The organism is Paenibacillus campi (assembly GCF_034659835.1).
Taxonomy (GTDB): domain Bacteria; phylum Bacillota; class Bacilli; order Paenibacillales; family Paenibacillaceae; genus Saccharibacillus; species Saccharibacillus campi.
Genome location: NZ_JAXSQZ010000012.1, coordinates 1 through 13,132 on the forward strand (window position 1 = coordinate 1; position 13,132 = coordinate 13,132).

At 46.7% G+C, this 13,132-nt stretch carries 12 protein-coding genes, 1 rRNA gene and 1 other annotated feature; all 13 genes read right to left on the minus strand.

The features are described 5' to 3' along the window. Positions 1–1,020, minus strand: a 16S ribosomal RNA gene (locus tag U1I11_RS19945); the annotation flags it as partial. A gap of 719 nt (positions 1,021–1,739) precedes the next feature. Continuing rightward, positions 1,740–2,651 carry a prephenate dehydratase gene (gene pheA / locus U1I11_RS19950; protein ID WP_322907890.1) on the minus strand — a complete coding sequence of 304 codons (912 nt, stop codon included), beginning with the start codon at positions 2,649–2,651 and terminating at the stop codon, positions 1,740–1,742. Next, complete coding sequence (gene thrB / locus U1I11_RS19955; protein ID WP_322907891.1) at positions 2,648–3,646, minus strand: homoserine kinase; 999 nt, start codon at positions 3,644–3,646, stop codon at positions 2,648–2,650. The genes pheA and thrB overlap by 4 nt, the downstream gene beginning before the upstream one ends. Positions 3,647–3,661: 15 nt before the next feature. Next, positions 3,662–4,951 carry a homoserine dehydrogenase gene (locus U1I11_RS19960; protein WP_322907892.1) on the minus strand — a complete coding sequence of 430 codons (1,290 nt, stop codon included), beginning with the start codon at positions 4,949–4,951 and terminating at the stop codon, positions 3,662–3,664. Between the two features lie 107 nt (positions 4,952–5,058). Next, positions 5,059–5,496, minus strand: coding sequence for an ACT domain-containing protein (locus tag U1I11_RS19965; RefSeq protein WP_322907893.1), 438 nt, complete (start codon positions 5,494–5,496; stop codon positions 5,059–5,061). Between the two features lie 314 nt (positions 5,497–5,810). Then, a complete protein-coding gene (gene obgE, locus U1I11_RS19970; protein ID WP_322907894.1) occupies positions 5,811–7,121 on the minus strand; it encodes a GTPase ObgE in 1,311 nt (436 codons plus the stop codon). Between the two features lie 50 nt (positions 7,122–7,171). Further along, entirely contained in the window at positions 7,172–7,993 is an 822-nt protein-coding gene (locus U1I11_RS19975; RefSeq protein ID WP_322907895.1) for a Spo0B domain-containing protein, read from the minus strand. A gap of 265 nt (positions 7,994–8,258) precedes the next feature. Further along, positions 8,259–8,570, minus strand: a complete 312-nt coding sequence (rpmA, locus tag U1I11_RS19980) for a 50S ribosomal protein L27 (protein ID WP_188777152.1) — start codon at positions 8,568–8,570, stop codon at positions 8,259–8,261. Between the two features lie 5 nt (positions 8,571–8,575). Further along, positions 8,576–8,923, minus strand: a complete 348-nt coding sequence (locus tag U1I11_RS19985; protein WP_322907896.1) for a ribosomal-processing cysteine protease Prp — start codon at positions 8,921–8,923, stop codon at positions 8,576–8,578. A gap of 13 nt (positions 8,924–8,936) precedes the next feature. After that, a complete protein-coding gene (gene rplU / locus U1I11_RS19990) occupies positions 8,937–9,248 on the minus strand; it encodes a 50S ribosomal protein L21 (protein ID WP_322907897.1) in 312 nt (103 codons plus the stop codon). A gap of 13 nt (positions 9,249–9,261) precedes the next feature. Continuing rightward, positions 9,262–9,345 (minus strand) — a sequence feature (ribosomal protein L21 leader region). Between the two features lie 54 nt (positions 9,346–9,399). Next, positions 9,400–10,647, minus strand: coding sequence for an Rne/Rng family ribonuclease (locus tag U1I11_RS19995; protein WP_322907898.1), 1,248 nt, complete (start codon positions 10,645–10,647; stop codon positions 9,400–9,402). Between the two features lie 540 nt (positions 10,648–11,187). After that, positions 11,188–12,330 (minus strand): FtsW/RodA/SpoVE family cell cycle protein, encoded by a 1,143-nt coding sequence (locus tag U1I11_RS20000; RefSeq protein ID WP_322907899.1) that lies wholly within the window; start codon positions 12,328–12,330, stop codon positions 11,188–11,190. Positions 12,331–12,336: 6 nt separating this feature from the next. Then, entirely contained in the window at positions 12,337–13,131 is a 795-nt protein-coding gene (gene minD, locus U1I11_RS20005) for a septum site-determining protein MinD (protein ID WP_322907900.1), read from the minus strand. Between the last annotated feature and the right edge of the window lies 1 nt (position 13,132).

A 13,132-nucleotide genomic window follows, 5' to 3' on the forward strand; every position in this document is an offset into this window, starting at 1 on the left:
ACCGATCAGAGGGATGTCAAGACCTGGTAAGGTTCTTCGCGTTGCTTCGAATTAAACCACATACTCCACTGCTTGTGCGGGTCCCCGTCAATTCCTTTGAGTTTCAGTCTTGCGACCGTACTCCCCAGGCGGAATGCTTAATGTGTTAACTTCGGCACCAAGGGTATCGAAACCCCTAACACCTAGCATTCATCGTTTACGGCGTGGACTACCAGGGTATCTAATCCTGTTTGCTCCCCACGCTTTCGCGCCTCAGCGTCAGTTACAGCCCAGAGAGTCGCCTTCGCCACTGGTGTTCCTCCACATCTCTACGCATTTCACCGCTACACGTGGAATTCCACTCTCCTCTTCTGTACTCAAGCCCTCCAGTTTCCAGTGCGACCCGAAGTTGAGCTTCGGGATTATACACCGGACTTAAACGGCCGCCTGCGCGCGCTTTACGCCCAATAATTCCGGACAACGCTTGCCCCCTACGTATTACCGCGGCTGCTGGCACGTAGTTAGCCGGGGCTTTCTTCTCAGGTACCGTCACTTCTCTAGCAGTTACTCTAGAAAACGTTCTTCCCTGGCAACAGAGCTTTACGATCCGAAAACCTTCATCACTCACGCGGCGTTGCTCCGTCAGGCTTTCGCCCATTGCGGAAGATTCCCTACTGCTGCCTCCCGTAGGAGTCTGGGCCGTGTCTCAGTCCCAGTGTGGCCGATCACCCTCTCAGGTCGGCTACGCATCGTCGCCTTGGTGAGCCGTTACCCCACCAACTAGCTAATGCGCCGCAGGCCCATCCTTCAGTGACAGATTGCTCCGTCTTTCGTTCCTCTCCCATGCAGGACAAGAAAGTATCCGGTATTAGCTACCGTTTCCGGTAGTTATCCCAGGCTAAAGGGCAGGTTGCCTACGTGTTACTCACCCGTCCGCCGCTAACTATTAGAGAAGCAAGCTTCTCGTCAAGTCCGCTCGACTTGCATGTATTAGGCACGCCGCCAGCGTTCGTCCTGAGCCAGGATCAAACTCTCCAATAAAGTGTTTGACTTGCTCATTTTGTTGCTGGCGAGAACATTGCTGTTCTCTATTGTTTGAAGAACCGAAGTTCTTCACTCACTCGTTGTTCAGTTTTCAAAGATCAAACTCTTTCGTTACTGCTCGGTGTCTCTCGCAGCAACTCTTATATCATATCATTTTCTTTCTTTTCTGTCAACAACTTTTTTCGAAGCCTTTTTCGATCGTTTTCTGATCGAAAAGTTCAGAAGTTATTGACTAGCGAGCTGTTTTGCATTCTTTTCTATTACTGAAAAACTAAAATCAGCTTTTTCCGCTTCGTTATCACTCGTTCGTGACAACTTTTATAATATATCATGATCTCAGATATTTGGCAAGCATTTTTCTTAATTTTATTTTCGGAACTGTTTTTACCCAAATCAATCGTAGGCAAATAGCTAACAAACTATAACACAATCGCTTTAATTGCCAAGGTAAGGAGTCGACAAATCGGTAGGACGCCGATTGTGTACTTGTACGTTTCATAAACCGTCTTCCGTGTAGTGAATTTACAAATCAGTAAGGTGTCAGTAGCCGCAGCTCCCTATTTAAGGAAAGATATTTTTCTTTGCAAAAATCACGTTTTGATTGAAGTAGAAAAGACGTAGCTTTCTAAGAAAGCCACGTCTTGCCTGCCCTACTTTTATTTTTCGCTTAGCTTTTAGCTTTTAGCTTTTAGCTTTTAGCTTTTAGCTTTTAGCTTTTAGCTTTTAGCTTTTGCCAAATTGTACTCATAACATGGATAGGAGCCAAGTATACGTACCTGGCAACCGAGTGCTTGGATTTCTTCCATTGCTGCTGTTAGCAGTACGGAATCTTGTGAGGCGAGCACATCGATATAGAAATAGTAGTTGCCCAGCTTCTTTTTAGTGGGCCGGGATTCGATGCGGGACAGGTTTAGTTTGCGCCATGAAAATGCAGCCAGTACTTGATGCAACGCACCAGCGAAGTCTTCGGATAATGTGATAAGCATGCTGGTTTTGATATGATCGGCTTCTTTTTTCACTGTAATTGGACGATTGCCAATCAGTACAAACCGGGTATGGTTGTTATCGTGATCGGTGATGCGTTCAGCGAGTATGTCTAGCCCGTATTTTTGCGCGCCCAGCGATGTGCCGATTGCCACTAATCCTTGACCCGGATTTTGACTGACCATCTGCACCGCTTCGGCAGTACTGCCTACATGCTCCAGCTCTGCTTCAGGCAATGTGCTACGAATGAACTGATGACATTGCGCCATCGCAACCGGATGAGACAACACTTTACGAATACGGTCAAAATGAAGCTCATTTGCCGCCTCGATCGAAGATGTATGTTCACCGCCAGCGATCAGTTCGCTGCGGCGCCCAATCAAATTTTGAATCGAAGGATACACCCATTCCAATTGCATCGGAATGTCTACTTCGTGTACAAGCCAATCCATATGCAAAGTAACTGAACCTTCAATCGTATTTTCAATCGGGATTACGCTATAGTCGGTCTTGCCGTGAGCGGTCGACAAAAATACATCGGCAATCATTTTGTGGTGAACGATCTCAAGCGGCTCATCTCCAACAATATGGAGCAATGCTTCATGCGACACAGAACCGGATGGCAGGGCAGCAATACGTATCATAAACGAACTTCTCCTTTGACAATATCCATAAATGGATAGGTTTCGGTATCGTAATAGTATATTACGCCCTCAGTTACAGGTTCAAGCCATAATGTGCTTGCTTCAATATGATGTGCTTTCATCGTATCGATTAGATAACTTTCCAGTTGTTGTTTGTCGGCAGAATGACGATCTACAAATGCAATCATCGTTGGACCTGCTCCACTGAGCGCAATGCCAAGCGCTCCGTACTCGGTTGCCTGCTCCAAAATCTGTTCCATACCAGGTACAAGTGTAGCACGATAAGGCTGATGCAGACGATCCTGCATCGCTTCACCGATCAAATGCAACTTGCCCGAAGAAAGTGCTGCTACTAGCAAAGAGCTGCGGCTAATATTGTAAATCGCATCTGCTATCGATAGTTGTGTCGGCAGCACTTCACGTGCTTTGCTTGTGGATAGCTGAAAATCAGGGACAACGACAAGTGCTTGCAACTCGGCTGGCGGTGAAATGCGCAGACAATTGGCTTTTTGTCCATCCCAGGTAGCCACTATGATGCCACCATACAAAGAAGCGCCTACATTATCAGGATGCTTTTCAAAAGCGGTTGCCATATTGAGCAGTTCTTCATCCGAAAGCATATGTCCAGTCAATGCATTGGCTGCTGTCAGTGCTCCAATTAATGCGGATGCACTGCTACCGAGACCTCGGGTTAGTGGAATATCGGAATACATCGTAATTTCCAATTCAGGCATCGAGACATTTACTTTGCTAAAGACCGCCTGAGCCATTTTGTAGATCAGATTTGTCTTATCTGTCGGTATGCCTTGCAATTGGTCACCGAGCAGTGTAATCCGGGTCTGCTCGGCTTCTTTCATTTCAACCCAGGAATATAACCCAAGCGCCATACCCAGCGTGTCAAAGCCTGGGCCCAAATTGGCGGTACTTGCTGGGACAGCAACGCGAACTGCCTTTCTTGGAACATAACTTTTTTGAAAGCTTTCATTTGTCGTCATCGTTACATTACTCCTTTAAATATCTTCAACCCGATATACACTCTTGATGCGCTGAATCACATCGAGATTATCGAAATGCTGCAATACCCGGTCAAAGCTTGCTTTGCTCGCACGATGGGTAATGATTACGATTTCTGCATCTGGATTCGTTGCGTTTGGTTGCTGTACAACCGATGCCAAACTAACATTATATTCGGCAAAAACTTGAGTGATCTGCGCTAGTACGCCTGCTTTATCATCCACGTGCAGCAGGATAAAGTTTTTGTACATAACCTGATCGTCCGACTGTAGCTTTTTGGGCTTATACGGTACAATCGCCTTTAACCCATTGACGCCTAGCTTCAGATTTTTGATCACTGCAATCAAGTCTGCCACGACGGAAGTCGCAGTCGGCAATTCCCCGGCTCCTGCTCCATAAAACATCGTCTCGCCGACCGATTGTCCATGTACATATACGGCATTGAACACACCGTTGACCGAAGCAAGCGGATGATTTTTGCGAATCATCGTTGGCTGTACCTCGATCGTAATATGATCGTTTTGACTGGTGGCAATGCCGAGCAGTTTCATTTCATAGCCCAAATTTTTGGCGTACGTAATGTCTTCTTTTGTAATCGACGAGATGCCTCGTACGGTCACATCGGACAGCTCCACATTGGTGCGGAAACCGAGCGTACTGAGAATTGCCATTTTGCGCGCCGCGTCCAACCCTTCCACATCGCTCGTCGGATCGGACTCCGCATAACCAAGCTCTTGCGCTTCTTTTAACACATCGGAGTATGAAGCGCCCTCCTGGCTCATTTTGCTCAAAATATAGTTGGTTGTACCGTTAACGATGCCCATAATTTTCACAATCCGATCAGAGGAGAACCCTTCGATTAATGTGCGAATAATCGGAATGCCACCGGCGACGCTCGCTTCATAAAATACATCACACTGCTTTTCCTGTGCTTTGGCTAAAATCGTACTGCCGTGCAGCGCCATCAAATCTTTGTTGGCTGTGACTACATGCTTACCGCGCTCCAGCGCTTCCAAAATATACTCGCGTGTGGCGTCAATTCCGCCCATCACTTCAACGATCACATCGATGTCTGGATCACGAATCACATCCCACGGATCGATCGTCAGACAGGTAGAATCGATATCGATATTCCGTACTTTATCGATGTTGCGAACAGCGATCTTCTCAATCACAATCGGTGAACCGACCTGACTGCTAAGGTCTTCCTGATTGCCCTGTACGATCCGTACGACACCGGTTCCTACTGTACCTAATCCTAATAAGCCTACTTTTACTGGTTTCATTTTGCGCTTCCCCTCCTGAAACGGTTTCTGCTCATTTGTTGTCTCGTCTGTTATATGCGGGAATGATTTGCTTTTATCCATTGTATATCAGGCGGCGACAGTCTGCATTAGCCTTGACCGATAATATGAATATGTCGTACACCGGTTACATTTTGCATCGCTTCCACCATTGTATCCAAATCTTCAGTTAAACGAGTCGTTTCTACTGACAGCACTACATTGGCTCTGCCCTGCAACGGGATACTTTGATGAATCGTCAGCACATTGCCCCCATATTCAGCCATCAAACCTAACACATGAGATAAAATACCGGAACGATGATCCAGGTCAAAGGAAACGGTAATAATTCGATCTTTCTCCAATCGATTAAGCGGGTGAATGCCATCTTTGTACTTGTAAAAGGCACTGCGGCTTAAGCCTATTTTCTCCACCGCTTCATTGATCGTACGCGTCTCGCCTGAAGCAAGCAATTCTTTGACACGCATCGTCTTCAGTACCGCTTCCGGCAAAATGTCTTCGCGCACGAGATAATATTTTTCTTTCACAACGTCCTCTCCTCAAAGACTCATGTTTTCATATAGTGGACATTATAAAGTAACTGTGTAGGTCAGGCAACCCTAATTTACATAATGGGACTTAGCTACAGACATAAAAAAAAGCACGATACCTCTGTTCACGTCCGAAGATATAGCTGCTTCAGATCGCTAGGGGGGATATCGTGCTCATTTATTTTTGGCGTCGTCACGGCAATGATGCGATAAAATACAATGTTTACATCCATCGTGATCGCCTGATTATACGATACAAATTCGCTTATCCGAAACGTACAGCGTTGGATGACCCAGCTTAGAGCAGTTAATTAAAAGTAGCTGCTTCCTTCAACAAATTCAAATTCCAATTCACCGATCCGCACAACGGTGCCGTCTTTAGCACCGCGTTTACGCAGCTCGCTGTCTACGCCCATATGACGCAACGTACGACCGAGTTTCATGATCGCATCTTCGGAATTGAGCTGCATCCGTTTCATAATGTTTTCGATCTTTTTGCTTTCGACCACAAAAATTTCGTTTTCGCGATAAATTTTGAAACCGTCGTCTTCCTGTTTTTCCAGACGGTACACTTTACGCTCAGCGACTTCTTGCACTTCCTCGACCGCAACCGCTTCAGGCATTTGATCCAATTGATCCGCCGCTTTGTACAGCAGCTCCTGAATGCCTTGACGTGTCAGTGAAGAAATCGGGATGATCTGGATGTCCGGCTTCACTTCACGCACTTGGCGCGTGAACGCCTCCAAATTTTGCTGCGCTTCTTCCATATCCATTTTGTTAGCTGCTACGATCTGCGGGCGTTTTTCCAGCTCTGCGCTATACAGCTTCAATTCTTCGTTAATTTTTACCCAATCTTCGAACGGATCGCGTCCTTCCGAACCGGACAGATCAACGACGTGAATAATGACGCGCGTACGTTCAACGTGACGCAAAAATTCATGACCGAGACCTACACCTTCATGAGCGCCTTCGATTAGACCTGGCAAGTCAGCCATGACGAAGCTGCGATCATCACCAACAGCGACCACACCAAGATTTGGCGTAATCGTTGTAAAATGATAAGCACCGATTTTCGGTTCTGCTGCCGAGACGACCGACAACAGCGTCGATTTGCCGACACTTGGGAAACCGACCAGCCCGACATCTGCCATCACTTTCAATTCCAGCACGATGTTGCGTTCTTGACCTTCTTCACCGTTTTCGGCAAGATAAGGCGCCGGGTTCGCCGGTGTGGAGAAACGGGTATTTCCGCGTCCGCCACGTCCGCCTTTTGCCACAACGATCTCTTGATTGTGACGTGTCAAGTCAGCCAGCACTTCGCCGCTATCTTCATCAATAATAACCGTACCGGGCGGAATGCGCACGATCATATCGTCGGCACCTGCACCGTGTTGGTTTTTCGTACGACCTTTTTCACCGCGTTGTCCTTTAAAATGGCGCTGATAACGGAAATCCATCAACGTCCGCAAGCCTTCATCTACACGGAAAATAACATCGCCGCCACGACCGCCGTCACCGCCTGCTGGTCCTCCATTAGGTACGTACTTTTCACGACGGAACGAGATCGTTCCATTACCACCGTCGCCGCCTTTTACAAAAATCTTCGCTTTATCTACAAACATTATTGCACCTCTATTTTCAAAATACTTTCCCTACTATACGAGGGAATCATTTAGCGGATATGCAGTGTGATCGATGCAGGGTCTTCCTCTAATCGAGATACCTGTAAATCGGTCTGCTGCACATACTTTGTCACTTCAAGCCAAAGTGCATCCGCATCCGGATAATCACCTTCCGGCTCAAAAATAACTTCAACGCCGTTATCATCACTACGGATCATAATCAACAGTGTGGGGCATTCACCCCAGGACGATCCTCCATATTGTTCATAAGCGGAGATCGTCTGCTGCATCACTCGGGTCAACGCCTCACTCTGTGCCGGCGTAAGCCGTGCGGCAAGCGTTATTCCATCTTCGATCTCCAATTCCAACTTCAAATTACGATTGACTGCCGTAAATGTTTGCAAATAAAATACGAGCTTCGGAATACCGAGCCTTGACACACGACTGTCCGCATTCATTTGTTCTTTAATGCGTTCGATATTTTCAACAAGTCGTTCTCGGTTGCCCAGTTGCACATAACCGTACAATAACTGCAAATCATTCATCCAATCATGACGATGATGACTAAACGCTTCGATTGCCGTTTCGTACAGTTGTTTGTCTGCATCCGCATCAAACCTGTGCGCTTGAGATACTTTATGCGTCGCCAGCTCTGATTCGTCTTTCGCCTCTTTTAACCGTGCGGCAAGACGCTCCAACCGATGCTGTTCTTCCAGCTCGCCATGCACCATTTTCAAACCGAGCCAATACACCAATGCGATCCATATGCCTAGCAAAATAAAAGCAGAGAGCGTATTCCAGCGATATGCCGCTGCCAATGGTAAAATAATCGTTCCAGCAAGTACAGCCGGACGCCAGCCAAAATGCTTCATCGTTTCGCTCCAATCGTTAAGTGCATATTGTTAATGATAAGTATAACACAACCACGATTTGTCAAACGAGGAAAACGAAGGGGAATCCGCAGCAAAGCGCACGATTTTATTAGCATCGTTTATTGCTATTTAGCGAGTAATACGAATCTGTCGTTTAGGTTGCACCAAGCGAGCATGCAATTTCAACATAGGGCTTTCATAAATACAACAAGCCTCCGGCACTAACACGTACCGGAGGCTTGCTTCATCCTATCCGAAGACAGAATTATTGTTCGATTGCTGCTGCTACTGGAGCAACGTCAACCGGGTAGACGCTCACTTTTTTGCGGTCACGGCCCCAACGTTCGAATTTCACGACGCCGTCAACTTTTGCAAACAATGTGTCGTCTTTGCCGATGCCCACGTTTGTTCCTGGGTGGATTTTAGTACCGCGTTGACGATACAAAATATTGCCACCAAGTACGAATTGGCCATCTGCACGTTTTGCTCCCAGACGTTTGGAGTGGGAATCACGACCGTTCTTCGTGGAACCTACACCTTTCTTCGAAGCGAACAATTGCAAATTAAGCTTCAACATGTTGTCTACCTCCTTTTTTCCGTTATTGTAACTTGCTTTATTTGGATATACTGACCGTAAGACTCCTCGATACTTTCAAGCATAACTTGCATTGATTCCAGCAACAATTGAATTTTGTCCTGTGCCGCATTTTCCGGAAGCTCCGGCAAATACGCGCTTAAAAATCCGTCTTTCATCCGAGCCTTCATTTCTATGCCTGCCAGCACTTCAATCGAGTTGACTGTTCCGACCGTAATGGCTGAAACCGCCGCACATACAATATCTTCACCAGAATCGGCATAGCCTGCATGACCACGTGATGAAAAACCGTGAATTGTTCCGTCCTCAAGCCGTTCCATTCGCACGATAATCAATTACCGCACCTTCTTACGCTTGGATTTTCTCGATAGTCACTTTAGTATAAGGTTGACGATGACCTTGCTTTTTGTGGTAGTTTTTCTTAGGCTTGTATTTGTAAACTACAATTTTGTGCCCTTTACCGTGTTTTTCAACTTTCGCTGTTACGGTTGCGCCTTCTACCAGTGGCAGACCTGTTACCAGACCGTCCTCTTTGGATACAGCCAGAACGCGGTCAAAAGTTACGCTTTCGCCGTCGCCAGCATCCAATTTTTCGATGAACAATACGTCGCCTTCTTGCACTTTGTATTGTTTACCACCTGTTTCGATAATTGCGTACATTTTCTTGCACCTCCTCATGTCTCAGACTCGCCTAATGCAGGTGTCTGTTACGTACATAACAGAACTTATAACCCGATCGGAGCGGTTACAGCATGTGAGGGAGTTATATCCGACACATACCAAATGATTGTAGCACAGCGAACTTAATAAATCAATCCCTAATCCATGATGCAATTTTACCGGTACCATGACAGACCGTACATGTCGTATACGCAAAGCTGCTGGTCTCCTCGCGCGCCTTTTTGCGGGTCAGTTCTAACAGACCAAGACGAGTCCAACCGACCGTATGCGCTTTGGTGCGATCTTGCAGCAACACCTTTTCGAGCGCTTCCACAACGAGCCGTCGGTTGGCATCTTGATCCATATCGATAAAATCGATAATAATAATGCCGCCGGTATCACGCAAACGCAGCAAACGGGCGATCTCCTGCGCGGCGGCGATATTCGTCTGGGTGACCGTTTCTTCCAATGTAGCACCGCCGGTAAATTTGCCGGTGTTCACATCGATGACGGTCAACGCTTCCGTCTGATCCCAAACGATATAACTGCCGCCTTCCAGCCATATACGTCGCTGAAAATCGCGATATAATCGTTCCTCTATCCCAAAACGCCGCAAAATCGGTTCACTGTCGCGATAAAGCTCCGCTGTCGGCGTTACATCAGCAGCTGTAATTCCATTTAAAAAGCGCTGTACACGTTCCAAACAGAGCGGATCATCGGTAATAAAGCGGTCGTTAGCCGGCTGAAATACATCCCGTAACATCCGCTCGACCAATCCAAGATCACGATGCAATTCCGCGGGCGCTAACTGCTGCTCGGCGGCAGCGACAATTTGCCGCCATAGATTACGCAACATTAGCAGATCGCTTGCAATGGCGTCGTTACGCTCCCCTTCCGCTACCGTACGCAAAATCAATCCTTCTTCGTCCTGCCGTAACTGCTCACCGAGCTGGCGCAGCCGGCTTCGTTCCTGCTCGGTGCTGATCTTTTTGGAAACAGCAATATAATCGGCATGCGGCATATAGACGAGCCAGCGTCCAGGTAAGGAATAGTGAGTCGTCAGCTTGGCACCTTTGCTGCCAGCTGGTTCTTTGGTCACCTGTACGATCAATTCCTGACCCGGACGAATCAGATCAGCGATATTCGGTTTGACGCTTGGCTGCTTGTCCATATGGGGGTGCAGCACATCATCGATGTACAAAAAACCGTTTTTCTTTTGCCCGATATCAACAAATGCCGCCTGAATGCCAGGCAGCACATTCATCACTTTCCCTTTATAAAAATGACCGGCAATGCCTTTGCCGGATAAACGCTCGGAAGCAAATTCTACCAGTTCACCTTGATCAAGCAATGCCATACGCGTTTCGGTCGGATCACAGCTCACGATCATCTGCTTCATCAGAATGTTCCACCTCTATCTTTTCAGGCTCTGTTTACAAACAACAGCAATGCTCGGAAGGATACAGCACCGATACAGACAGCTGATAAGATGGAGCTGTCTGTATCGATGCAACAAACAGTTGTTTCCTTATTTCCTAGACGATTGCCGCCTGTAAAAGGTTTCAGTGCAAACGGGAAGCTATCACTAGCACTTTATCGTTACACTAGGTGATACGATGCGATGAGCTATCTTTAATCATCGGCATTTAAGTATGAATGCTCAAACCGATCGAGTCGAAACTGCATGCAGATGACAGATGATGTTTCCACCTGCATGTAGCGTTAAAAACAAAAACAGCCGGCTAGAATGCCGACTGTTTGCGTGCTTCAATCTAATGAGTGCAATGATGATCATCAAACGAATAGAAATGTTTGCAACTATGGACAGACCTAGAGCGATAGATCGCTCCGTTCAATCGCATGTTTCAATTGCATTCATTACGACCGTTTGCCGTCATGTCATCATAAGCTGACATACGGATCACGGGCAATTCCCGCCTTACTCGACCTCATATTTTTCCTGATAAATCTTAATGCTAAGCACAAGCCCGATACTAAACATGTTGAGCAATAACGAGGTGCCTCCATAACTAATAAAAGGGAGCGTAATTCCCGTAATCGGCATCAGACCGATCATCATGCCGACATTTTCAAAAATCTGAAATACGAACATACTGACGATGCCGACGATAATATACGAGCCGCGTCGATCATAACATTGCAAGGCGATCAAAATCATCCGGTAAATGAGCAGGAAATACAGCAGCAACAATACCGAAGCACCGACAAAACCGAATTCTTCCCCGATCACGACAAAGATAGAGTCCGAATACGGATAAGGTACGAATTTGTTGTTTTTCAACTGCCCTTGCATGTAGCCGTCACCGAACAAGCCACCGGAACCGACGGCAATTTTGGCATAACTGGACTGGTGCTTCGCATCATCGGTCGCCTGGCTTGGATCAACAAACGTATTGATCCGTTCATACCAGTGGAATTTATTGTGCGAATACAAATAATCATGAATTTGCTGATTGAATGTAGTGAACATAATAATGATCACGATCAATGCAGCAATGACCGCACCAAGCCCGATAATAACATGCGTATATTTCGTATTGCCGATCCAGAGCATCCCCATAAAAATAACGAGCGCAATAATCCCGTTACCAAGATCAGGCTGAATGATGACGAGGAAAAACGGAACTAATACGATAAATGCCGTCGGCAGCAAATCCGAACGGAACCGTAATGGGTCCCCTTCGCGCTTGCCTAGCAAATAAGCGGTCGACAAAATGACGACAATTTTGACCATTTCGGCAGGCTGGAATTGAAAGCCTGGAAAATTGTACCACGACTTCGCTCCGTTAATTTCAGAGCCAAACGGATACAGTAGCAGCAAGGACAGCAGTCCAAGTCCATACCAATACCAATGTCTACGCAGAAAAAAGCGATAATCGACCATACTAACCGCAAATAAGACGATAAAACCGACCACATAAAAGATCAATGTTCGTACATCATAACCCGCAAACTTCGGATCGGGCGCAATCGCACTGCGCACGAGTAATGTACTAAACACCATAAACACACCGAGCAGCGAAATAATGCCCCAATCCAGCTTTTTAAACTTGTTAAGCAAACTCCATCAACCCATTCCAAAAAACTTCTTAAAGCGAGAAAACGTACTTGGCTTCTGATCCAGTGGCATGAGTGGAACCGTATCACCCAAAATACGGCGGGCGATATTACGATATGCAATCGCTGCTTTGGAGTCAGGGTTTATGACCGTTGGTTCGCCGGAGTTGGCTGCCTTGATCACCAGTTCATCATCAGGTACAACACCGATCAGATCAATATTTAGCACCTGCAATACTTCATCGATATCCAGCATATCCCCCGCCTTCACCATACTTTGGCGAACCCGATTCACAATTAGCTTGGGCGATTGAATATGCGAATTTTCCAGCAAACCGATGACACGATCGGCATCACGCACCGATGCATTTTCCGGTGTCGTCATCACAATCGCCTGATCCGCTCCAGCGATTGCGTTTTTAAAGCCCTGCTCGATCCCAGCAGGACAATCGATCAATACATACTCAAAATCTTTTTTTAAATCCAGCACGATCTGTTTAACCTGCTCTGGTGAAACGGCATTTTTATCTTTAGTCTGTGCAGCAGGCAGCATGTACAGCTCATCAAAACGCTTATCTTTTACTAGCGCCTGACTTAGCCGACAACGACCATCGGCAACGTCACACAGATCGTAGATGATCCGGTTTTCCAAGCCCATCACGACATCGAGATTGCGCAAGCCGATATCGGTATCAACGAGACAAACCTTTTTGCCGAGTAACGCGAGCGCGGTACCTATATTTGCGGAAGTGGTTGTCTTTCCGACTCCGCCTTTGCCTGAAGTGATGACAATAGCCTCTCCCATG